The sequence below is a fragment of the Sabulicella rubraurantiaca genome (genome assembly GCF_017355885.1).
Classification (GTDB): Bacteria; Pseudomonadota; Alphaproteobacteria; order Acetobacterales; family Acetobacteraceae; genus Roseococcus; species Roseococcus rubraurantiacus.
Map to the genome: position 1 here is coordinate 35,275 of NZ_JAFEUU010000015.1, position 22,779 is coordinate 58,053.

A 22,779-nucleotide genomic window follows, 5' to 3' on the forward strand; every position below is an offset into this window, starting at 1 on the left:
CGCTCCCCCTCGCCGTCGGCCTGTCGCCCAGCGGAGGATGCCATGCGGATCACGGACGCCATCATCATCGGCGCCGGCCAGGCCGGGCTTGCCATGAGCCATTGTCTGGCGGCGCGGGGCATCGGGCATCTGGTGCTTGAGCGCGGCCGGGTCGCAGAACGCTGGCGCTCCGAGCGCTGGGACAGCCTCCGCCTTCTGACCCCGAACTGGATGAGTCGGCTGCCCGGCTGGTCGTACCTGGGCCCCGACCCGGACGGCTTCATGACCATGCCAGAGGTCATCGCCTATCTGGACGGCTATGCCACCCGTGCGCCGGTGGTCCCCGGCGCCGCGGTGTGCGCGCTGCATGGTGCCCCGGGTTGCTTCCGGCTGGAGACGACCGCGGGCATTTTCGCGGCGCGCGCCGTCGTCATCGCGACGGGTCAATGCGACGTGCCACACATCCCCGCCATGGCGGCCGAACTGCCGGCGGAAATCCGGCAGGTCACGCCTTCCAGCTACCGCAATCCGTCCCTGCTACCGGAGGGCGGCGTGCTCGTGGTCGGCGCCTCCGCCTCGGGCATCCAGATCGCGGAGGAGATCCATCGCTCCGGCCGACCCGTCACCCTCGCGGTGGGGAGTCACACGCGGTTGCCGCGGCGCTGGCGTGGGCGCGACATCCTCGACTGGATGGCGCGCGCGGGCGTGCTCGCCGACCCGGTGGACCGGCTGCGCGACCCCGCTGCCGCGCGGGGCCAGCCCTCGCTGCAGCTGGTCGGGCGGCCTGACCACTCAAGCCTTGACCTCGGCACGCTGCGCGCTGCCGGAGTGCGCATCGTCGGGCGGGTGGATGCGATCTCCGGCGGGCGCGTGGCGCTGCGCGACGATCTGCCGCAGACCACAGCTATTGCGCAGCGCACGCTGGACCGGCTGCTCGCCCGCCTCGGCGCCGTCGCTGACGCAGAGGGCGCACCCCAGGAGGAACCGCCCGCGCCGCTCGCATCCTTCGCCCCCAGCCCACCAGTCATCGACCTCGCGGCGGCAGGCATCCGCACCGTCGTCTGGGCCACCGGATTCCGACGTGATTACGTTTGGCTGCGCCTGCCCGTGCTCGATGCCGTGGGCGAGATCCACCACGTCGGCGGCGTCACCCCCTATCCGGGCCTCTACGTTCTCGGCCTGCGCTTTCTGCGCCGGCGCAACTCGAACTTCCTCGACGGTGTCGGCGCAGATGCCGAGGCGCTCGCCCAGGAGGTTTCCGCCCACCTCGAAATCCGTGGCCGCGCCGCGGCCTGAGTCAGGGAGACCTGTCATGCAGCCGACCAAACGCTTCGATGCTGTCATCGTCGGTGCTCGATGCGCGGGCGCCGCCGTCGCCACGCTGATGGCGCGGCAAGGGATGCGCGTGCTCGCCCTCGACCGCGGCGCCTATGGCAGCGACACGCTGTCCACCCATGCGCTGATGCGCGGGGCGGTGCTGTTGCTCTCCCGCTGGGGTGTGCTGCAGCGCTTGGTCGAGGCCGGTACGCCCGCGATCCGCCGTGTCACCTTCCACTACGGGGCGGAGGAGGTCCCGGTCGACCTCCGCCCCGGCGAGGGGGTGGATGCGCTCTATGCGCCCCGCCGTACGCTCCTCGACAGCGCCCTGGTGGACGCCGCCTGGGAGGCGGGCGCGGAGATCCGCCACAATTATACGGTCACTGCCCTGCGGCACGACCAGGGCGGCCGCGTCGCGGGCGTGGTCGCGCTGGACGAGACGGGGCGGGAGCATGCCATCACCGCCGATCTCGTCGTCGGCGCCGACGGCGTCGGCTCCACCGTCGCGCGTCTGGCCGGCGCGGTCGTGCAGGAAGAGGCGCGCCACGCGGCCACCTGCCTCTATGGATATTTTCGCGGGATGCCGGACACGGGCACGCATTGGCACTACGCTCCCGGCGCTGGCGCGGGCTGCATCCCCACCAATGCGGGGCGGCATGTCGTCTTCGTCTCGGTGCCGCAGGCCCGCTTCAAGGCGGAACTGCGGGGGGACAGGCTGGCTGCCCTGCGCCGCATGCTGCGGGAGGACTTCCCCGATCTTGCGGCGACGCTCGGCAATGCGGTGCCCGATGGTGAACTGTTGGCCTTCGCTGGCCGCAAGGGCTTTCTGCGTCAGGCTGCGGGCCCTGGCTGGGCGCTCATCGGCGATGCTGGATACTTCAAGGATCCGATTACCGCGCACGGCATCACCGACGCGCTTCGCGATGCCGCGCTGCTTGCCGACGCCGCCACCGTAGGCACCTCCGCCGCCTTCACCCGGTTCGCCGCTCGTCGCGACGAACTCTCCCTGCCGCTGTTCCGCGTGACCGACGAGATCGCGGGCTATGCCTGGACGCTCGAAGAGGCGAAGGCACTGCACCTCGAACTGAACGGGGCGATGAAGCGCGAGTTCGCCGCCCTGGCCGAGGAGGCGGTGTCGTGAGCGACCCCTGGGCTCGCACCCTCTCCGGCAAGCCGCGTCCCGGCCAGGCAGCCGAGCGGAGACGCCGCACCTCGATGGCGGACGTCGAGGCCTTCACTGCCATGACCGGCGACCGAAATCCGCTGCACTACGACGCGAAACTCGCTTCCGCCTCGCCCTTCGGCGGGCTGATCGTGCAAGGTGGCGTCACGTCCGGCCTGCTCAATGCCGTCGTGGCGGAGGATCTGCCAGGCCCGGGCACGGTGTTCCTCGGGGTGGAATGGCGCTTCGTGAAGGCGGTGAAGGTCGGCGAAGAGATCATCGCGCGCGTCGAGGTGGTCTCCGTGCGCGACGACAAGCCCATCTGCACGCTCACCACCACCGTGCGCAACGCGGCAGGCGAGGACTGCCTGACCGGAACTGCTGTGACATGGACCGCGCCGCTGCGTGGCCCGGCTTGATGTCCGGCGCGATTGGACATGTCTGAAGGAGCGAGGAGGCTGACGATGACCGACTTCACTGATGAGAAGATCGTGCATGCCCGCTGGGCCGGCCCGCAATGGGCCTATACCCTCGACAAGTCGATGACCGAGCGCAAGGTGAAGCGCGCGCCGCTCACCTGGCTCGGCGATCTCGCCGCACTTTACCTCCCTCCTTGAGCCGGCACTGCGGCGGGGGGGGGGCCTTGCCGGAGGGCCCCCCGCCGCCCCCCCGGCCCGGCGCCCGCCACCCGCCGGCCGCGGCCCGGGGGGGGGGGGGCCCCTCGCGGGGGCGCCCCCCCCGCCGCAGCCCGTCCAGGCAGCGCGCCACCAGGGACTGGTCCGCGCAGAAGAACGTATCCGCCTCCGCCTGGGCCAGCGTGTAGCCTGGCTCCTTCGCCAGCAGCCCATCGAGTGCGCGGCGCGCCTCCTCGTCCCGCCCCATCAGCCCGAGTGCCGAGACCAGCATCATATGCGGCCATGCCTTGGCGTTTGGCACGCGCGTCGCGCGCCGCGCGCTCTCCACCGCCTCCGGCAGCTCGTCGAGGCTGATATGCGCGAAGGCACGGGTGGCATAGAAGCTCGACAGGTGGGGATCGCGCGGGCTGAGTTGCGTCGCACGCTCGACATGGGCGATGCCCTCGCGGGCGCGGCCGCTCCAAACCTTGGTGGAGCCGAGGGCGAAATGCGCCTGGGCAAAGCTCGGGTTCAGCGCCACCGCTTCCTCCAGCAACGCGATCGCCTCGTCGTAGTCATGATGGAAGGCGTACACCCGGCCGAGGACGCAGAGATTCATGCAGTCCTGCCCATCAAGCTTAACGGCACTACGGCTCGCCCGGAGCGCCTCCTCAAGCCGCGCGGCTCGCACCTCGCGATCGCCCACCACCGTCTCCTGCAGCAGCACATAGGCGAGGCCGCCATGAGCGCGGGCAAATCCGGGATCAAGCTCGATGGCGCGGCGGAACATTGCCTCCGCCTCCGTGAGGCCCGGTTTCGTGAAGCCCCAGAGGTGGAACAGACCGCGCTGGTAGCAGTCCCACGCCCCGAGGCTCACCGGAGGGCGGCGCACTGCGGCGTCGCGCTCCAGCCGCGCCATCTCGGGTTCGATGGCCGCGGCGATCTGCTCGGCCATGGCGCGTTGGACATCGAGCACATCGGCGAGCGGGAAATCATAGCTCTCGGACCAAAGATGCCGCCCGCTCTCGCAGGAGACGAGGTCGGCGCCGAGCCGCACGCGGTCCCCGTGCTTGTAGACGCTGCCGTGAACCATGTAACGCACGCCGAAGGCGGCGCCGATCTCGCGCGCATCCACCTCCCTGCCGCGAAAGGCAGCGGCCGTGTGGCGGCTCATCACGTCCATCCACCGGTGCCGCGCAAGCAGGCGGATCACGTCTTCCGTCAGTCCATAGCTGAAATAATCGGTGTCGGGCTCGGCGCTGAGATTGGTGAAGGGTAGCACGACCACCGAGGGACGGCTCGATGTCTCGGCCGGCGCGGGCTGTTGCGGCGCTGCGGCGGGCGTTTCGGGCGCGTCCTCGGCCGCAATCTCCGCCACCTCTCCCATGAACCGGAAGCCGCGCTTGTGCATGGTCTTGATCAGCGCCTGGCGCTCGCCGTCGTCGCCAATCGCCTTGCGCGCGGCGTTGATGCGGCTGCTGAGTGCGGCCTCGGACACGATGCGACCGTTCCAGACGACGTCGAGCAACTCGTCCTTGCTCACGACGCGGTCGCGGTTGCGCACCAGGTGCAGCAGGAGGTCGAAGACCTGCGGCTCGACATGCACGCGGTCGCCTGCGCACCGCAGCTCCTGGCGGCGCAGATCCATCTCGTATCCGGCAAAGCCGAGGCGCATCCCCGTCCTCCTCATTCGAGAGGCAGGCGCGGTGGTCGCGGTTCCAGCCACCGCGCGCGGTGAGGCTTGTAACACGTCGGGCCGGAGTATTATCCGCCGCGGCCGGCGGCTCAAGACTTCTGTGGGCCAGGTCACGCGAACCAGGGAAAACCGGAGGAAATCTCCAGGCTTCCATCAGCCCGGCTTCAAGCGCGGGGATGCGCCATCCCGCATAACCGTCCTGCCGCGGCACATCGCCGCGGACCAACAAGGATTGGAGGATGTGCCATGACGACCATCGGTTACCTGATTGACGGGCTTGTTCGGATGCACGAGCGCGCGCGGGGCCGGCGCTTGCTGCTGGAGATGGATGCCCGACTGCTGAAGGACATCGGCCTCAGCCAGGCGGTCGCCGAGGCGGAAGCCGCCAAACCCTGGTGGCGGGGCTGAGGCGCTAACGCCCAGCCGCCGCCCTATCCGGAGACTGCACCCATGCTCACCTCGCCATCGGTGCCCGGCATCGCCGCCGGGCTGGTCGCGGCCGCGATTTGGGGCGGCGCGCTTGCCGTGACGCGCTTCGGCGTCTCCGGCGACACGCCGCTCTCTCCCGCGGACATTGCGATGCTGCGCTTCGCAGGGCCTGCATTGCTGCTGCTTCCGGTGCTGCGCCGCGCCTGGCCGAGGCTGCGACAGGTCCCGCTCCATCTTCTGGCGCTGATGCTGCTCGGTGGCGGGGCACCCTTCGTGATCGTCGCGGGCAGCGGCCTCGGCATCGCGGGGGCGGCCGAGGCGGGCGCTCTGCTGCCGGGCGCGATGCCGATCTGCGTTGCGGTGTTCTCCCGGCTTCTGGGCGAGCGGATCAGCACGGCCGGCCTGGTCGGGCTGGCGATCATCGGCGCCTCGGTCGCGGCGGTCATCCTGCCATCCCTCAGCGTGGGCGCCGATAACCGTGGGGAAGGCTATGCCCTGCTGCTGGCTGCGGCGGCTCTTGCGGCCGGATACACGATCGCGCTGCGGCGGAGCGGGCTTGGCCCCTGGGAAGCGGCGTCCTTCGTCAGCGCGGGCTCCATGCTGGCCCTTGGGCCCCCTTATGCTTTCGTCATGGAGCCGGGCCTGATTGCGGCTTCGTGGGATGTGATCGCTCTGCAGATCGGCTTCCAGGGCATGGCCTCGGGTGTCCTGGCGCCGGTCGCCTTCGCTACGGCGGTCCAGCGGCTCGGCGCCTCCAAGGCTGCCGCCTTCGGAAGCCTGACTCCTGGTGCAGCGTGTATCGGCGGCTTCGCGCTGCTTGGTGAGGTGCCGACCGCCGCGGCAGCCATGTCGATCGTCGCCACCGGGCTCGGGATCGCACTGATGGCGTGCCCACGATGCATGATGCGGCTGCGTGCCTAACAGCGCGCGGCTGCCTTGATGAGAGGCGAGGGCCCTTCAGGGCGACGAGCAGATTGTCAGCGTTCCAAGAGCCCACAGTGTCGCTCAGCGCCCTTCCCCGAATCAGATACTCTCCATCGAGAACGCCGGCGCTCTCCTACTCAGGCTGGTAGTTCACGCTCTGCAACAACTCGGCGGCACGCGAGATCTCGGCTGCAATGAAGCGCCGCGTCTCCGCAATCGACTCCGTCACAGGCTCCAGCACCTGCTGGGTGAGGCGCTGAATGACGGCCGGGTCGCGCATCGTCTCGATCATGAGTTCGTTCACGCGGCTCACGATCTCCCTCGGCGTGCCCTTCGGCGCCCAGACCCCGTACCAGGATTGGAACTCGTATCCAGGCAGCCCTGCCTCCGCCATGGTCGGCACATTCGGTGCCAGCGGCGAGCGCTCGCGCGAGGCGATGCCGAGGATGCGAATGCGCCCGGTCCCTGCGTGGGGCAGCAGGTTGAAGGAAGGATCGATCAGCAAGTGGGCGTTGCCCGCCATCAAATCCTGCAGCGCCGGCTGGGTGCCGCGATAGGCAACCATCTCGAGATTGGCACCGGTGCGGCGGTTCAGTTCGATGGTGGCAAGGTGGCTTGCCGCGCCGATCGAGGTGATGGCAATGGACCAATCCCGGGGCCGGGCCTTGGCGGCCTCGATCACTTCGGTCAGCGTCCGCTGCGGACGGCTTCCGGTGATCGCCATGACGAGCGGAGCCTGTGCCGTCCGCGCGCAGACTTCGAGGTCGGTTTGCGGATCGAAATTCGCGTTGCGCAGGACGAGCGGCATCACCGCCGTGTTGAAGGCAGAGGCGAGCAGCGTGTAGCCGTCCGGCGCCGCACCCAGCACCTCGCGAGTGCCGACCAAGCCCGCGCCACCCGTGCGGTTCTCCACCACGGCGGTCGCACCGAGCTTCTCCTGAAGCCGTGCCGCGGTAAGACGCGCCAGCATGTCGTTCGCGGCCCCGGGCGGCCAGGGGCAGACAACACGGAGTGGGCGCGCGCGCGGCCATTCGGCCTGGGCCAGCGCGGGGGCGGCGAGCAGGGCCGCCGGCAGGGCGGCGAGGGCGTGACGGCGTCTCATCATGGCTTCCTCCTCGGTTCGTTCATCAGGCACTGGCGAGCAGTTCGGCGCGTTCCGCCTCACTCAGCGGCAGCAGCGGCGGGCGCAGGCGGTTCCAGCCGGAATCCCCCAGCTTCTCGGCAAGCAGCGCCTTGAGCGATGGCATCTGTGCGAAGCGTGAGGCCCGGTTGCGCGCGGCCACGATCCGGCCCTGCGCCGCCTCCACCTCCGCCTGCCTCGCCGGGTCGGCGAAGTGCCGAAAGACGAAGGCGAGGTCGGCAGCAACCAGATTGGAGGTGGCGGTGATGCAGCCAGCGCCACCCTCGCGAAGCAACGGCAGCATCAGCGGGTCGGCTCCGGCCAGCACGGCGAGGCCCGGGAACTCCTTCACCAGCGCCTGCATGTGCGCGAAGTCGCCGGCGGAGTCCTTGATGCCGGTGAAGGTGCCGGGAAACCGGTCGCGGAGCCGCGCGATCAGTGCAAAGGGCAGGGGCAGCGCCGACATCTGCGGGATGTGGTAGAGCACGACGCGAAGCCGTTCGTCGCCGATGCGCTCCACCACCTCGGCATAGGAGGCGAAGAGCCCGTCCTCGCTCACGCCCTTGTAGTAGAAGGGCGGCAGCATCACGACCGTCGTGACGCCGCAGGACAGCGCGTGCCGTGTCAAGGCCACCGTTTCCGTCAACGCCGCGACGCCGGTACCGGGCAACAGCCGGTTGGGCGCCACGCCGCCGGCGAGCGCCGCCTCCAGCAGGCCTTTGCGCTCATCGGCCGAGAAGCTGTTCGCCTCGCCCGTGGTGCCGAGCAGAGCGATACCGTCGCAGCCCTCGTCGATAAGGCGCCGGCTATGCGCAGCGAAGCGTGCATGGTCGGGCATCAGCCCGGCATCGAGCGGGGTGAGGGCGGCGCAGAAGACGCCGCGCGGGTGCAAGGCGTCGCTCATTGCGCGCCGCTCCGGATCCATTCCTCCGTGACGCGGACATGCTTGATGGCCTGCCGCCAGTAGGTATAGGCGACCTCCAGCGTGCCGTCGGCGGCCTGGCACAGCGAAGGGTAGGAGAACTCACGGTTCAGCCGGTCCTTCGAGTTGTTGGTCATGCAGTAGCCATCGCCGACCTCCAAGTTGCGTCGATGCGGCCAGGTAAGGCCGCCATCCTCAGACAGGGCCAGCGTCAGTGGCGCGCGTGGTGCGCCCCAGAAGGCAGCGCGGCCCGCGGCCGGCGCGGCGGCCGGCTCCTCCTCGCCGCCGATGTCGTCGTAGAGGGAGAGGCGGCGCCCTGTCGCATCGGCCGCGCTGCTCTCGTTGTAGCAGAGGGCGATGGCGCCGCTGGCCAGGGCGATCGCCATGACGGAGCTGTTGTTGTTGGGCAGCACCGTCGGCTCCGGCGCGCTCCAGCTATGTCCCTCATCCTCCGACACGCTGCGATAGACATGGTCGGCCCAGCGGCTGCGGTAGAAGGCGATGAGCCGGGTACCCTGCCGCACGATCGACATGTGCACGCAACCGGTGCTGCCCGGCACCTCCACCTCGCGCCAACTCTTTCCCTCGTCAGCCGAGATCAGCACCGAGGAGGTGTCGAGGTCGCCGGTCCAGGCGCCGGCGGGTGGCTTGGTGCAGCGCCAGATCGGCAGAAGCCACTCGCCGCGCGTATTCACCACGATAGGTGAGCGGATGAAGGTACCGAAACCCGGCTTCTCCGGAATCAGCGTTTCGATCGGCCCCCAGGAGCGACCGCCATCTTCGGAGATGCGGCGGCGGATCAGCGCCGTGTCCTGGTTGCCGCCGCGCTGCGCCGTCCAGAGCAGCCATAGCGTGCCGGATGGCGTGGTGAAGAGCAGCGGGTTCTGCTCCGACCGGGTGGGGTCGTCCGACAGCCGCTCCGCCTGGGTCCAGCGTGTCTCACCTGCGGGAAGGCGGGAGAAGTGGACAGAGATGTCCGGGATTCCCTCCTGCGTCCCGCCGAACCACACACAGCCCAGGTCGCCGCCGGGCAGGGGGGCGATGAAGCTCGCGTGGTTCTGCACGCAGGGCGTGGGGATGAAGCATTCCCGGCGCGCCGGGTCGCCTGGGACAGGCGACAGTTCGGCGGGCTTCTCGATCACGTCGCTCATCAGAATGCGTCCTCGTACATCTGGAGGATGCGCGCCTCGGGGAGGTCGCGCGGATTGTTGTCGAGCAGGCGGCGAATGGCGTGCGCCTCGCGCGCCATGACGGGGAGGTCGTCGCGCGGCACCCCATGGACGGAGAGCCGCATCTCGATCCCGAGGCGGGTGCAGAAATCCAGGCTGCCCTTCAGCACCGCGCCCTCGTCGGCGGAGGGGGCGGCACCGAGCGCCTCCAGGACCTCCGCCGTCTTCTCCGGCGCGGCGGGCGCATTGAAAGCCAGCGTGTGTGGGAAGATCAGCGCGCAGGCGAGGCCGTGCGGCAGATGGTGGCGCGTGCCGAGCGGGTAGGCGACGGCGTGCCCCGCCGTGGTGTTCACCGGGCCCAACCCGTAGCCGCCGTAGAGCGAGGCCAGCGCCAACCCGGCCCGTGCCTTCCGGTCTCCGCCGTCGCGCAGGGCGCGCGGCAGGTAGCGCCCGACAAGCCGAATGCCATCCTGCACGTAGAGGTCGATGAGCGGGTGCGCCTTGCGGCTGGTGAAGGCCTCGACGCAATGGGCCAGCGCGTCCACCCCCGTCGCGGCGGTGACGTCCGGCGGCACGGAAATCGTCAGGTCAGGGTCTACCACGGCGAGATCCGCCATCATGTGGTGGCTCTGCACCGCGAGCTTCTTCTGCGTCGCCGGATCAGTGACGAGGGCGCGCGTCCCCGCCTCGCTGCCCGTGCCCGAGGTCGTCGGCACCTGGGCGAGAAGGACGCGGCGGGGCCCTGTCACCTTTTCCGGCCCTACCACATCGCGGATGGTCTGCCCGCTTCCCAGTAGCACGGCGACAAGTTTGGCGAGGTCCATCGCGCTGCCGCCGCCGAAGCCTACCACGAGGTTGGGCCGGAAGCTCTCGGCCCGCGCGAGCGCCGCCTGGAGGTTGGGGATGTCCGGCTCGGGCTTCGCCTCTGCGAAGACTTCCACGCTTCCGGGCAGGCCGAGCGCATCCACCCGGGCCGCGCCGCTGCGCCCGGTGACGAGGAGGGTGCGGGCCACGCCGCGCGAGAAAGCCCACTCGCCGACGCGGCCTGCGAGGCCGGCGCCAAACTCCAGGGAGGCGGGGCGGGCGATCTCGATGGGGCGGAGCAGATCGGCGGTCATGCGGGAATCGCTGCGTCGCGGCTCGCCGCCAGTTGCTCCGCGTATTCGATGGCCTCGACGAGGCTGCGCTCGCTCGCGATGCCCTTGCCGGCGATGTCGAAGGCGGTGCCGTGGTCCACGGAGGTGCGGATGACGGGCAGCCCGAGCGTGACGTTCACGCCGGACAGCGCGTCCCATTTCCCCGTTTCCGGATTCACATGGAAGCCGAGGAGCTTCACGGGGATGTGCCCCTGGTCGTGATACATGGCGACCACGGCGTCGAACTGGCCCGCGCGCAGCTTCACGAAGACTGTATCGCCCGGCACGGGTCCCGTGACGCGCATCCCGTCCGCCACGGCGCGCGCGATGGCGGGGGCGACTACCTCGTCATCCTGCCGCCCGAAGAGGCCGCCTTCTCCCGCATGCGGGTTCAGCGCCGCGACTGCGATATGCGGTCGCGCGATGCCGAGGCGCCGCAGTGCGTCATGAGTGAGGTCGAGGACGAGGCGGATGCGCTCGGGCGTCACGCGCTTCGGCACGTCTTCCAGCGCGACATGGGTGGTGACGTGGCTCACGCGCATATTGCCGTGGGCGAGCATCATGACGCTGCCCTTCATGCCGGTGAGCGCGGCGAGCATCTCCGTGTGGCCGGCGTAGTGGTGGCCGGCGGCGTTCAGCGCCTCCTTGTTCAGCGGCGCCGTCACGAGCCCGGCGACGCGGCCGGCCTGCGCGAGGCGCACGGCGCGCTCGATGGCGAGGTAGGCGAAGCGCCCGCCCTCGCGCGAGAGCGCTCCGGGTGCGATTACCTCCCGCTCCTCGCCGGCGGATAGGACCGCAAGGGCGGGCCATTCGCCATCCGCTTCCGCGCGCGGGATGGCGATGCCCGGCGCGAAGGCGGCGCGCGCCTGCTCCAGCGCCGTCGCGTGGCCGATGACCAGGAGGCGCAGCTCCCCCGCGTCAATGCGCGGGGCGAGGGCGCGACAGGCTTTGACGATGATCTCGGGACCGATCCCGGCGGGATCGCCCATGGTGATGGCGAGTTGCGTCACGTGTCCTCGGTTCCGCGCAGCAGGAGATCATTGGCGGCCAGGAGGTCGCGCCACAGCGCGTCACCCCCGAAGGCGCCGGATTTGGAGATGACGGTGAGGCCGTCCCACGCCCCACCCTGGAGGCGCGAACGCGGCACGCCCGGCGCGACCGCCCCGGTGGCCACCAGCCCGTGAGCGCCCAGGGCTTCAGCAATGGCGAGCAGCGTCTCGCCGCCCGCCACGAGCAGCGTTCCCGGGCGAGGCAGGTCGCGCAGGATGGCAGCGAAGCCGCCGGCGATGGCGCGCGACGCCGCGTCGCGGTCGAGACCGGACGGCAGGTCGAGGCTGGTCAACGCCACTCCCTTTGCCTCCAGTGCGTGGCGCAGGCGGGAGGCGTCCTCTCCTTTTCCGAGGCGCAGCCAAGCGTGATCACAGGCCGCAAGCTGGCGGAAGGTCGCGGCTTGGTCCGATCCGAACAGGCCGAGCACGGGTGCCTCGAGCAACAGGTCGGCGCGGACGGTCTGGTCCCCGGCGAGGGCGCGAGCGAGGCCGCCGCTGCCACACCACAGCACCGGCCCCGCAGCCGCGCGGCCTCTGGCGGCGATGCGGGCCATCTCCGCCTCGTCCTCGGCGTCGAACCAAGTAATCCCTTCCGGGAGTGGCTCGTCCGGCGAGCCGGCGCGAAGCTCCAGCCCCGCAGCTGTCCAGTCCGGCATGGTCACCGGCGCCCAATCCCCGCCGGGCGTGCCTGCCCAGACGCGCCCACTACGCGCGATGCGCCGCTGCGCTGGGAAGGCCGGGGCAAGGACGCAGTTCCGCCAAGCCCCTGTGCGCCACAACGCCGCGAGTTCCGCGGCGACGTGGCCGCGCAGGAGGCTGTCGAGCTTCTTGAAGGCGATGTCCGCTCCGGCGAGGGCGGGCGCCATGGAAGCGGCGCGATGTGCGGCGGCCTCGGCCCGTGGCGCCTCCCGCGTGAGGCTCGCGAAGGCCGCGCTACCGCGCCCGGCCTCGCCAATGTCCCAGCGGATGGGGACCGGGCCGCATAGGGCCGACAGCTCCGCAGCGGTGTCCAGCGCACCGGTTAGATCATCAGCGAGGAGGCGCAGCACCGGCCGGCCCTTCGGCTGCGTCGCCAAGACGCCGGGCAGGACAGCGACCCGCGTCACGCGGCCGTCCCGCCGGTGCCGATCGCGCCCTGGGAAAGGCGGATGGCACGGCCCAACTCTTCTGCTACCGCGCAGGCTCGCGGCGCGGCGAAGGCGGCGAACTCGGAAACCGGCAAGCGCCCGCCACGGATCGTCAGGCTGACCCCCGCGACCGGTGCTCCCCCATCGCCGAAGACCGGCGCGGCGACGGTGCAGAGGCCATAAGCGTTCTCGCCCTCCGACAAAGCAAAGCCGCGCTCCCGCACCTCCTCGAGCCGGGTCAGCAACTCCCCCAGATCCGTTAGCGTGCGCTCGGACAGCTTCACGCGCGGCACCGCCTCCAGCCGCGCCACCTGCTCCTCGCGTGGGAGGAAGGCGAGGATCGCCTGACCCAGAGCCGTGGCGTATGCGCCGACGCGCGTTCCCGGCCGCCGGATGACGCCGTGGCGCTCGAAGCTGGGGCCGCCTTCGACACGGGCAAGGTAGGCTACCTCACCGCCCTCCAGCACGCCGAGCGAGCCGGCATCCGCGACCGACGGCACGAGGTCGCGGAGGAGGGGCTGGGCGTGGCGGCTCAGGTCATTGGCAGCCAATGCGGCATGCCCGAGCTCCAGGCATTGCAGCGCGAGGCGGAAGCGCCGCGGGGCGGAGGCGGGCTGCAGGTAGCCGAGCCCGACGAGGGTATGGATCAGGCGGAAGGCCGTGCCGCGGTCGAGGCTGGCGCGGGTGGCGACTTCGGCGACGGTGAGTTCCGGCAAGTCGGGACCGAAGGCGCGCAGCACGGCGAAGGCCTTCGCCACCGATTGCACTTGGTTCTTCGGGTTGTCCCCAACCGCGCCGCCCAACCGCACCTCCACTTCATTTTGATCGGAATGCGAACTCTTGTTCGCTTCACGGTGATTTGGTAGGTCTCGGCTGGGGTGCCTGTCAAGCGCAATCGCACACCCCGGGAGAACGCCACATGACGCCAGCAAGCCCAGACCCTGCCGCCCGGCCTCATGCCGTCGTCACTGGAAGCAGTTCAGGCATCGGGGCGGCGGTGGCGCTGCACCTGCTGCGCGAGGGATGGCGGGTGACGGGGCTGAGCCGCACGCCCCTCCCCGAAGCGCCCGACGGCTATGAGCACCGCGCCGTGGACCTGATGGATCCTGCCGAGACCGACGCGGCGCTGGACGGCCTCACCTCCTTCGCCTTCGTCCACGCGGCCGGGCTGATGCGCGCTGCTGCACTCGGCGCGCTGGAGACGGAGGTCGGCGCTTCCCTGTGGCGCCTGCACGTCGAAGCGACCTTCCAGATGGCCAACCGCTTGGTGCCCGCGATGGCCGAGGGCGGGAGGATCGTGCTGCTCGGCAGCCGTGCTTCGGGCGGTGCCGCCGGACGCAGCCAGTACGCGGCGGGAAAAGCCGCGCTCTTCGCGGCCGCGCGTTCCTGGGCCGCAGAGCTGCTGCCGCGCCGCATCACGGTGAATGTCGTAGCGCCCGCCGCGACCGACACGCCGATGCTGCGCGACCCCGCGAGGACGGCGAACCTCCCGAAGCTGCCGCCGATCGGTCGCTACATCGCGCCGGAGGAAGTGGCGGCCCTCGTCGCCTTTCTGCTTGGTCCCTATGGGGGCGCGATCACCGGCCAGCAGATCCTGGTGTGTGGTGGCGCGTCCCTTTGACGGCCGGCGCTTCGAATGGGCTGCACACTTTGCGGTGGAACCGTCGCGATTCTACGTCGCGACGATGGTCTTCGTCTTGGAGTTTAGGGCGGTGCGAGAGGGTCCGGCTAAGTCTTGCCTCTGAAAGGAAGACTTGGCGTGGAAGAAGGGCCGCCTCACGTCCAAAACGGCCGACGCAAGGCCGCTGACTGGCCGTTACGGGCACTGACGCCTGAGTCGTGCCGGAAACAGCCCGGCCGGCACTCGTGACGTCAGTTAGGCGAATGGATCGATACTCGGGAACGCGACTTGGCCGCTGCCGAACTCCCGGTGCCATCAGTACCAAGGGAAGGCGAGCACCTGGTCGGCGGAGGGCTGGGATTGGAAGGTTCCGAAGCCGCCGATGTCGAACTTCCCGACGACGGCTTCGATCAGCAACTAGTCATGTGCGGTGCTGGTGTGCCACTCGACCCTGAAGCCGAGGAAGGCGAGCCCGCCCCGTGGAGCGGGCTCGCCCATTTGTGTCAGAGGATCGAGGCGTTGGCCAAGCTGACCGAGAACGTGTCCGTGGCGACGTCGTTGTCGCCATCCAGCAGCGTGGCGGTCAGGTTCATCTGCAGCGGCGCCGGGGCGAAGTTCGTCTCGATCGCCCACTGGATCACCGGAACCTTCACGGTGCCGTTGCCCATGGTGAGCTGCACCGCGTCGATGTCCTTGGCGCCGCCGTCGATCTCGAAGAACTTCCCGCCCACCGCCACCTTGGGAACGGTGGGATCGGTGCCCAAGGCGGGCTCAAGCATGGCCGCCGTGACCAGCTGGTTCGCCAAGACGGTCCCGTCGGTGAAGTAGACGGTGTAGTAGAGCTGCTCTCCCGAGCCTGGATCATAGCCCCCGACGGAGTTGTCGATGTAGACGGTCACCGCGGCCGCCACCTCCTCGGGGTTGAACACGAAGCTCTCGTCGGCCGCCTGGATGCCCGCGGTCCCGTTGCCATCAAGATTGTTGTTGTTGATGCCGATGCCGGAGGTCGACACGTTCATCTGCGTGGCGCTGTTGATGAGCGTCGGGATCTGGTTGGTGGCCGAGGCAGGCGGAAGGAAGGCCTGGATCTGGCCCTCGGTCAGGTCCGTGGCGCCGGACCCGATCAGATCGAGGAGGTCGTTCGGCGGAGCGTTGCCGGCCACACCGGACTTCGGGGCGGTCGCGACTGCTCCGAAGAACACCACGTCGTCAGCCCCCGCCTCGCTGCCGCCGAAGAGCAGCGTCTGCACCGCGTCGGGGCCGCCGGCCTTGAGCTGGCCCTGCGAGGTGTCGCGGAGCGTGATCGTGGGGGGCGGCGTCGTCAGGCTGATGTTGTAGGTCTCCGGATTATCCGGGTCGAAGGTCAGGGTGAAGTTGACCGTCTGCGGGTTGCTCACCCCGTCAGTGGGCGTGAAGTCGGCCGTGATCGAGCCGGTGAAGACATAGTTCCCGTTCGCGTCGGTCGTGGTTTTGGTGCCGAGCGAGGTGTTGACCGTGACCGTGTCATTGGTGGCGGGGTTGCCGTCGTTGATCGCATAGCTGTTCAGGGTCAGGCTCAGGGACTTGAACGCATCGGCGCCGGGGGCGTGATCCCAGGTGCCCTGCGCACCTGCGGCGTAGGTCCCGGTCGCATTGTTGACGGTAAGGGCAGGCCCGTCATCCTTGAAGGCGAGGCGCGTGGTGATGTCGAGCGTTGCGTCGGCAAAGTCGGCATCCTTGTCGGTGGCTCTCGCGACCACCTGAACCAGGCCCGTGCCGCTGAGGTTCAGGGTCTCATCCGGATTGGTCGTGGGGTGCACGACGGCCCGCCGCTGATCGAGCGTGACCACGCCCGAGGCGTCGACGCTGACCACAAAGACCTCTGGTCCGCCTGCGCCGGCGCGTCCGACGATGTTGGCTCCCTCCTTGGACAGAACGACGGCCAGGCCGGTGGCGGTGTCGGTGAGGTTCGAAGCACCCCCGGCGGTGGCAAGGGAGTAGGAGACCGGTGTGCTGCCGGCTCCGTCTGCGCCGAAGACGGGGGTGAAGTTGGCGGCGAAGGAGCCGGTGGCGTTGGTGGCCAGCGTGGTTTCATCGACCGTCAGCGTCGGCGCGTTGGCCGCGTTCGCGGTGATCGAAGGCCCGTCATCCTTGAAGGCGAGGCGTTGGGTGATGTCGAGAGGCGCGGTGGCGAAGTCGGTGTCCTTGTCGGTCGCCGTCGCGCTCAGGGTGATGAGGTTCAGGACATTGGCGAGGTTGCGGGTCTCATCCGGATTGGTCGTGGGGTGCACGATGGCCCGCTGTTGGTCGAGCGTCACCACGCCCGAAGCGTCGACGCTGACCACAAAGACCACGGGGCCGCCCGCGCCAGCGCGGCCGACGATGGTGGCGCCTTCCTTGGCCAGGACGACGGCCAGGCCGGTGGCGGTGTCGGTCAGGCCCGAGTTCCCGCCCAGGGTCCCCAGCGCGTAGGTGACCGGCGTGCTGCCGGCTCCGTCGGCGCCGAAGGCGGGCGTGAAATTGGCGGCAAAGGAGCCGGTCGCGTTGGTGGCCAGGATGGTCTCGTCCACGGTCAGCGTCGGCGCGTTGGTCGCACTCGCTGTGATCGAAGGCCCGTCATCCTTGAAGGCCATGCGCGTGGTGATGTCGAGTGTCGCGTCGGCGAAGTCGCCGTCCTTGTCGGTGGCCCGCGCGGTCAGCTGAACCAGGTTCGTGCCGCTGAGGCTCAGCGTCTCATCCGGGTCGGTCGTGGGATGCACGATGGCGCGCTGCTGGTCCAGCGTCACCACGCCCGAAGCGTCGACGCTGACCACAAAGACCACGGGGCCGCCCGCGCCAGCGCGGCCGACGATGTTCGCGCCCTCCTTGGCCAGGACGACGGTCTGGCCGGTGGCTGTGTCCGTGAGGTTCGACGCGCCGCCGGCCGTGGCGAGTGTGTAGGAGACCGATGTACTGCCTGGCCCGTCGGTGCCGAAGGCCGAGGTAAAATTGGCAGCGAAGGACCCGGTCGCGTTGGTGGCCAGCACCGTCTCGTCCACGGTCAGCGTGGGCGCATTGGCCGCACTCGCTGTGATGGAGGGCCCGTCATCATGGATGAAGACGCTGTCGCCCAGGTTCGCGGTGTCGCCGACCACCTGCGTCAGGTCGATGCGGCCGATGTCGAAGGGGGTCGAGCCGGTGTTCGCGCTGACCTGCAGCCGGTTGAAGGTCTCCCCGCTCACCGCGGTGACAAACACCTCCATGTTGGCGCTGAGGCCCACGATGCTGGCCGCATTCCCGGTGATCGTGACCCTGACCCCGTTCTGGAGGGTGCCATCGCTGGCCGCGCCATCCACCCAGGTGCCGAGGGTCGTGTTTCCGGACTTGACCACCACCGTCTGCATGCCGACCGCGGTGTCGTCCTGGAAGGCGCCGCTCGTGGCGTTGTTGCCGCCCTCCGCGCCAATGTAGCCGAAGCCTTCCTCCGGCGTCGTGCCGCCGCCCGCCTCGTAGAGGCCGACCGTCATGCTGGCCGTGCCGCCGCCCTGGGTCTGCGAGACGAAGACGCCGGCGGTGGTCACGTTGAGATAGCCGGAATAGTCGACATCCTTGATGTTGATGCCCGAGGCCTCGCCCGAGGTGCCGGTCGGCAGGGGCACGAGGCCGCTGACGAAGGTCATGACGCCGACATCGCCCGGCGTATACATCTGGTTGTTGATGCCCGTCGTCGCGCCGGTCCCGCCCTGGCTGGTGTTGACGGAGTCGCTCGGATCGGACCCGCCCTTGACGATCTCGCCGTCCTTCGCCCCGCCATTCTCGACGTTCAGGTCACGGCCGGTCATCAGCAGCCCGGCACTTTCGGTGCCGAGCGCGACCCAGAGGAAATTGCCGGAGCGGAGATTGTCGAAGTCGAACGAGACGCTGCCGGTGGCGGTGACGTTGAGGAAGTCGCCGAGATCGACCGTGTCGTCATGCGCCGCAGCCGTGGCGCCGTCGACGAAGTGCTCCATCGGCTTGAAGGTCACGCCCCAGACATCGGCGGCGGTGTGGGTGGCGTTCTCGTCGAGGTAGTAGGCGAAGACGACCTGGCTGCCGTCGAGGCTGGCGGGGTTGGTGATGTCGACGTTGGCCGGCAACTCGGTCGAGCCGATCAGGATGTCGCCGCCCAGGAAGGAGTAGAGATAGATCGGAGCGGCGCTGCCGGCGACCGTCAGGTTCTGCCCGTTATAGGTGGCGATCTGGCCGTTGAAGAGCGAGCCATCGGTTCGGCTGAAGAAGATGTTATTGGCCCCGGTCCCCGTCACGGTGATCATGGAGCCCGCGCCCGGATCCTCGGTTGCTCCCCCGAAGGCCGCGTTGCTCGTTGTCAGCCCCGTCAGGCCCTCCAGAAACTGCTCGAAGGGATCGGGGAGCGCATCGAGGTTGGCGGCGAGCGCGATGTCGTCCTTGTCGGGGGCGCCGCCGGACTGCACGCCCGCAGTCTGATCGAGGCGCAGATCGCCCGTGATGGTGATGTCGAGTGCCATGGCCTACATCTCCTCCACACGCGAGGGTTGTCCCTCGCACGATTCTCCCAGGGCCATCCGGCCTCAGCCGTGGCTCAAGGAAGGCCTTGCAAGGTCGAGCGTTCGTCTCCCGTCGCCTCGACAGCAGGGCGGGACGCCGCCCCAATGCCCAAGGCTGGGAGGCCGTTCGCTCGATCCGGACTGTGTGAATTGCATGAGGGGCTTTGCGCGATCTCATGCAAATAAGCCGCGAATTCTGAATGGAATTTGTGAAGCGTTATAAGGGGATTAGGGTAACCCAAGCCTTTGTTGTGCGATGCTTTGGCGGGATTGTTCCATCGATCGCCCGAATGCTCTTGGCATTTCGGGTTTATCTTGAACCGGATGAGGTCGCTGATCGGGCTGGTTGTGGGTTCGAGGGAAGGGTTACATGGAGATGGGTAAGTTTTTCATTACCGATTCTCGAAAATCGTGACGGAGTCTCAGCGACGTGGATGATCGCTCCGGTGTAGTGGGGCCCGCTGGGGCAGGGTCTGCTGCCATTTTGCCGAACAGGGAGAGGCGCCTGTACAAGGCGTGGACGAGGAAGCGTGCCTCACGTAGCCGGCGGTCGAGCTTTTCCCTCTTGCACAACTTCAGCGAGAAAGTTGCGCCACACGAAAGTGTATGAAAGGCCATGTTTAGGCTGGGGCGTGTGTCTGGGTGTGGGCGAGGCTTGCCGGCTGACCTGAAGGTCAGCGGCGCAGAATGGCATGATCCCTCGATGTGGGCGTCGTCCCTTGACGTGGTGCCATCAGTGCGTTGGCCTCGTGTCTAACAGATTTGCAGGTTCCGTGGGCGCGCCGCGATGCGAGACGGCATGCGCCGTGGCCGCCATTCCTTTTCGAACCCATCTCGCCTAGCGCCGGCTGATCCTCGACTGCTCGCTGTACCGGCAAAGTGTAAAGCGGATCGACGCCGGCATCTCGCAGCGTTCTATGATCGCTGGGGCTCCCGCGCCCTTTTCGTGGGCGAGCGTGGAAAGGCAGCGGCCATGGGCGAAGCAGCCAGCAGCAAGATCCAGGACCACTACGCAAGCGAGGGCATCGCGGCCCGGATCCTCGCCGCCCTCCGGGCCGCTTGGGGCGAGGACATTCCGGTCACGCCCGACGCGCTGGCCCCGCTCGACCACTTCCATGGTCGCGGCCTGAAGGCGACCGAGGAACTGGCCGCGCTCCTGGACCCGCGCGCCGGTGAGCGCCTGCTCGACATCGGGGGCGGCATCGGCGGGCCCGCGCGCTGGATCGCGGCGAGCTTCGGCTGCCGCGTCACTTCGCTCGACCTGACGCCAGAGTGCTGCCGGACCGCGGTGGAGCTGAGTGCAGCCACCGGCCTCTCCGACCGCGTGTTCATCATCGAGGGCATCGCAACGGACCTGCCTTTCGGCGAGGGCGAGTTCGACCGGGCCTACTCCGAGAACGTGGCGATGAACATCGCCGACAAGCCACGCTTCTACGCTGAGGCGCTGCGGGTGCTGCGTCCCGGCGGGGTGTTTGCCTTCTCCAACTACGGGGCAGGGCCAAACGGTGATCCGCATTTCCCGCTTCCCTGGGCGGCGGGACCACTGACGAGCTTCCTGGCGTCGCCGGACGAGACGCGTGAAGAGATCCTGGATGCCGGGTTCGAATTGGTCGTGTTTCGCGACAAGACCGAGGAAGTCCTGCCGGATCTGCGCGAGAACCGCCGGCGACTGGAAGGGCAGGGCCTTCCGCCTCTCGGGCTGCAGACCCTCATGGGCGAGCGGATCGCGGAGTTTCAGATCAACGTTGCCCGGAGCGCGGAAGAGGGCCGTCTGACCATCATCGAGGCCCTGCTCCGCAAGCCAACCTGAGGCAACGCCGCTGTTCCAGAGGTATCGGAGATCTGCTCCGGAATGGCGTGCATGCCGATCTCGTGGCGTGACCGGGACACACCCGGCCTGCTGGTGCCGAAGCAGATTTCCGCGACTTACTGTCTTCGAGCCCTGACCCGCGTGTCTGCGCCTGCCGTGGGCGAGGAACTGCCCCGCATGTAGCGACGCTCAGGACGATAGCGTCCCGTTGCGCCCGACCGGGAAATCAAGGCTTTCCAGAGCCGCGCAAAAAGTCTCACAACCAACCTCTTTGACTGACAAAGCCCAGTGACCCGCGCTCTAAAATGAAGCGCGACCGAGGCGAGCGTGCCCGGGAGGCATCCCCTCGCTCCCAAGGGGCCGGGCCTACTCCGGCCGAAAGATCCATGCAACGTGAGGGCTTTTACTTTCGGTGGAAATCCGCATCGGCCCATCCGAAGCCTCAGGGCCGGGCGCCAGCCGATGGCCACGGACGGAATCCCTTCCGACGAGGCGCAAACCGGTTAGGGTCTGTCAGACAGTTCCGGAGCAAAGATGGCCAGTGCGGCAGCAGGTCTAAGCAGGGTCCGGCGGGCGTTCGACGCGGGGCTTGGATTCGTGCTCGGGACGGCGGTCGGCGTGCCGGTAGGCCTTGCGCTGTATATGGCGGGACGCGAAGCGCTGCTGCCCCCGCGGCTTCTTTCCTCGGACGTAATCCTGTGGACCGTGGTTGTCCTCGTCGCTCTCAGCCTTGGCGTGGTCGGGGCCCGAAGGCGTTGGGGCGCGCCCGGAGGAAGCCGGCTTGTGCGCGGCGCCCTCGGCTTCGTGGCGGGCGCGGTGATCGGCGGCCCGCTGACCTTTGTCGCTGCCCTGGCAGCCTGGGATGCCTCGGGTATCCCCGATCGGGATGGCGGCTTCGGGTTGATGACGCTCTTTGTGTTAGCGCCGCTCGGGGCGCTGGCCTTGGGTGTCACCGGGGCCCTCCTCCTGGCGCGGCGCGGTTGAAGCGGTGGTTCGCCGTTGTCCGGATCGCTGCCTCCCGCACCCCCACCTCGTTTTGGTATAACGCCTCCCCATAGCCCTGCGGCGAGTGGGCACAGCCGCGACACGATGGAAGGAGGAGGGGAAAGCGTGCCGAGATGCGATCAGGCTTCGCAAGGAGGCAGCAGCCGGGACGACCCAGGGCACCGAAAGGGGTGGGGCAGCGCCTCAGGCTGTTTGGCTGCCCTCCTGCTGGCCGCGGGCATAGGCGTGGCCAGTTCGGCGGCCGTCGCCCAGCCACCCCCGAGGGCAACGGCCCCCGCCTCGCGAACCGGGGCCGGCAACGCTGCGACCCTCGCGATGATGAGCCGTGCCGCTGCCACCATCGGCACCATCAGGCCGCCACCGGATGCTCCAGCGGATGTCACACCGGCCGCGGCCACCCTGGTCAGCGAATGCCACGTGCTCGTCGAGCGGGCCGGCTTGCAGCGGATCATCGCAGCCATGCGACCTTCCGGGCAGCAGCTCACTCTCTCCGTGCAATTCGGCGCGGCTGACGGCCTCGCCGAACTGAGCAGCATCAGCGTGATCCGCGAGGGGGAACTCGACAAGGATTCCCCGCTTGCCCTCATCAGCGGCGACTCCCCCTTCGTCCTGTTGACGCTCCAGCGGAGCGGGGAGCGCTGTTCCAGCGGAGAGAGAGGTTGGCTCACCCTTGCAGGCCATGCCGGGGCGCAGGCCTTGGCGGTCGCTCACCAGGATCGCGAGGAGGCTTGGCGGTTCGTCACCGGATGTGTACCCCAGAGCCCGCGCGCCGCAGAATGGCGAGGCAGCAGCCTGGCCACCATCCGCTGCCCTGCTGCCCTCGCACAGAGCTCAGCGCTGCCAGGCGCGCCAGTCCTTGCGATGGGGAATGGCACCGTCGCCGTGGTCGGCCTGACCACCGGCGCCCGTTCGGGAGAAAGCCTCGCAGTACGCGACCTGCGGCCCCTGGTCTTCGGCGTGCCGCCTGCGGAAACCTCCGCCACCGAGCCGGGATGGGCGGCCGCGCTGTCCTATAGCAGCCTCCGGCCAAATCGGGCCGCCATGCCCATCCGGCCCATCGCAGGCGTCGAGCGTCGTGATCTCGACGTAGCGGCAGCGGCCTTCTCCGATCTTGCCGCCGTGATCCAGGTCGGTGGAACTCAGCCGCCCGACCACCTCTCGCTCCCGCCATCCATG

General features: G+C 69.0%; 19 protein-coding genes. 9 read left to right on the forward strand and 10 right to left on the reverse strand.

The features are described from left to right. Window positions 1-42: 42 nt before the first annotated feature. Genes JTJ31_RS19935 through JTJ31_RS19950 form a run of 4 tightly spaced genes read left to right on the forward strand, consistent with a single transcriptional unit; the run spans window position 43 to window position 3,075 of the window. Window positions 43-1,275, forward strand: coding sequence for an NAD(P)-binding domain-containing protein (locus JTJ31_RS19935; protein WP_207540498.1), 1,233 nt, complete (start codon window positions 43-45; stop codon window positions 1,273-1,275). Window positions 1,276-1,291: 16 nt separating this feature from the next. After that, entirely contained in the window at window positions 1,292-2,437 is a 1,146-nt protein-coding gene (locus JTJ31_RS19940) for an NAD(P)/FAD-dependent oxidoreductase (RefSeq protein ID WP_207540499.1), read from the forward strand. Then, window positions 2,434-2,877, forward strand: a complete 444-nt coding sequence (locus JTJ31_RS25080) for a MaoC family dehydratase (protein WP_328805782.1) — start codon at window positions 2,434-2,436, stop codon at window positions 2,875-2,877. Before JTJ31_RS19940 ends, JTJ31_RS25080 begins: the two co-directional genes overlap by 4 nt. A gap of 45 nt (window positions 2,878-2,922) precedes the next feature. After that, window positions 2,923-3,075, forward strand: coding sequence for a hypothetical protein (locus JTJ31_RS19950; RefSeq protein ID WP_207540500.1), 153 nt, complete (start codon window positions 2,923-2,925; stop codon window positions 3,073-3,075). Here the strand turns inward: JTJ31_RS19950 and JTJ31_RS19955 are convergent. After that, a complete protein-coding gene (locus JTJ31_RS19955; protein ID WP_207540501.1) occupies window positions 3,032-4,747 on the reverse strand; it encodes a winged helix-turn-helix domain-containing tetratricopeptide repeat protein in 1,716 nt (571 codons plus the stop codon). The two genes, JTJ31_RS19950 and JTJ31_RS19955, sit on opposite strands and share 44 nt — an antisense overlap. 267 nt (window positions 4,748-5,014) lie before the next feature. Here JTJ31_RS19955 and JTJ31_RS19960 point away from each other — a divergent pair, with 267 nt between their 5' ends. Then, on the forward strand, window positions 5,015-5,176 hold the full coding sequence (locus JTJ31_RS19960) for a DUF1127 domain-containing protein (RefSeq protein ID WP_207540502.1): 162 nt from the start codon (window positions 5,015-5,017) through the stop codon (window positions 5,174-5,176). A gap of 42 nt (window positions 5,177-5,218) precedes the next feature. Then, window positions 5,219-6,118, forward strand: coding sequence for an EamA family transporter (locus JTJ31_RS19965; RefSeq protein ID WP_207540503.1), 900 nt, complete (start codon window positions 5,219-5,221; stop codon window positions 6,116-6,118). A gap of 136 nt (window positions 6,119-6,254) precedes the next feature. On the opposite strand, the gene JTJ31_RS19970 is transcribed toward JTJ31_RS19965, so the two are convergent. Genes JTJ31_RS19970 through JTJ31_RS20000 form a run of 7 tightly spaced genes read right to left on the reverse strand, consistent with a single transcriptional unit; the run spans window position 6,255 to window position 13,453 of the window. Next, a complete protein-coding gene (locus tag JTJ31_RS19970) occupies window positions 6,255-7,226 on the reverse strand; it encodes a tripartite tricarboxylate transporter substrate binding protein (protein WP_207540504.1) in 972 nt (323 codons plus the stop codon). Between the two features lie 22 nt (window positions 7,227-7,248). Beyond that, window positions 7,249-8,145 carry a dihydrodipicolinate synthase family protein gene (locus JTJ31_RS19975; protein ID WP_236020463.1) on the reverse strand — a complete coding sequence of 299 codons (897 nt, stop codon included), beginning with the start codon at window positions 8,143-8,145 and terminating at the stop codon, window positions 7,249-7,251. Next, window positions 8,142-9,314 (reverse strand): sialidase family protein, encoded by a 1,173-nt coding sequence (locus JTJ31_RS19980; RefSeq protein WP_207540506.1) that lies wholly within the window; start codon window positions 9,312-9,314, stop codon window positions 8,142-8,144. The genes JTJ31_RS19975 and JTJ31_RS19980 overlap by 4 nt, the downstream gene beginning before the upstream one ends. Next, window positions 9,314-10,450 carry an iron-containing alcohol dehydrogenase gene (locus JTJ31_RS19985; protein ID WP_207540507.1) on the reverse strand — a complete coding sequence of 379 codons (1,137 nt, stop codon included), beginning with the start codon at window positions 10,448-10,450 and terminating at the stop codon, window positions 9,314-9,316. The genes JTJ31_RS19980 and JTJ31_RS19985 overlap by 1 nt, the downstream gene beginning before the upstream one ends. Further along, on the reverse strand, window positions 10,447-11,478 hold the full coding sequence (pdxA, locus tag JTJ31_RS19990; RefSeq protein WP_328805783.1) for a 4-hydroxythreonine-4-phosphate dehydrogenase PdxA: 1,032 nt from the start codon (window positions 11,476-11,478) through the stop codon (window positions 10,447-10,449). The genes JTJ31_RS19985 and pdxA overlap by 4 nt, the downstream gene beginning before the upstream one ends. Next, window positions 11,475-12,623 (reverse strand): four-carbon acid sugar kinase family protein, encoded by a 1,149-nt coding sequence (locus JTJ31_RS19995; RefSeq protein ID WP_207540508.1) that lies wholly within the window; start codon window positions 12,621-12,623, stop codon window positions 11,475-11,477. The genes pdxA and JTJ31_RS19995 overlap by 4 nt, the downstream gene beginning before the upstream one ends. Beyond that, on the reverse strand, window positions 12,620-13,453 hold the full coding sequence (locus tag JTJ31_RS20000; RefSeq protein ID WP_408015433.1) for an IclR family transcriptional regulator: 834 nt from the start codon (window positions 13,451-13,453) through the stop codon (window positions 12,620-12,622). Before JTJ31_RS20000 ends, JTJ31_RS19995 begins: the two co-directional genes overlap by 4 nt. A gap of 110 nt (window positions 13,454-13,563) precedes the next feature. Here JTJ31_RS20000 and JTJ31_RS20005 point away from each other — a divergent pair, with 110 nt between their 5' ends. Beyond that, window positions 13,564-14,265, forward strand: a complete 702-nt coding sequence (locus JTJ31_RS20005) for an SDR family NAD(P)-dependent oxidoreductase (RefSeq protein WP_207540510.1) — start codon at window positions 13,564-13,566, stop codon at window positions 14,263-14,265. Window positions 14,266-14,768: 503 nt separating this feature from the next. Here JTJ31_RS20005 and JTJ31_RS20010 read toward each other — a convergent pair. Beyond that, the gene (locus JTJ31_RS20010; protein ID WP_207540511.1) at window positions 14,769-18,749 is read right to left on the reverse strand and encodes a DUF5801 repeats-in-toxin domain-containing protein; all 3,981 of its coding nucleotides are present in this window, start codon (window positions 18,747-18,749) and stop codon (window positions 14,769-14,771) included. A gap of 1,012 nt (window positions 18,750-19,761) precedes the next feature. Between JTJ31_RS20010 and JTJ31_RS20015 the strand changes: the two genes are divergently transcribed. Together JTJ31_RS20015 and JTJ31_RS20020 are read left to right on the forward strand one after the other, a co-directional pair. Then, on the forward strand, window positions 19,762-20,598 hold the full coding sequence (locus JTJ31_RS20015) for an SAM-dependent methyltransferase (RefSeq protein ID WP_207540512.1): 837 nt from the start codon (window positions 19,762-19,764) through the stop codon (window positions 20,596-20,598). A gap of 534 nt (window positions 20,599-21,132) precedes the next feature. Beyond that, window positions 21,133-21,582, forward strand: a complete 450-nt coding sequence (locus JTJ31_RS20020; RefSeq protein ID WP_207540513.1) for a hypothetical protein — start codon at window positions 21,133-21,135, stop codon at window positions 21,580-21,582. An 852-nt stretch (window positions 21,583-22,434) separates the two neighbouring features. Here JTJ31_RS20020 and JTJ31_RS20025 read toward each other — a convergent pair. Then, window positions 22,435-22,758 carry a hypothetical protein gene (locus tag JTJ31_RS20025; protein WP_207540514.1) on the reverse strand — a complete coding sequence of 108 codons (324 nt, stop codon included), beginning with the start codon at window positions 22,756-22,758 and terminating at the stop codon, window positions 22,435-22,437. Between the last annotated feature and the right edge of the window lie 21 nt (window positions 22,759-22,779).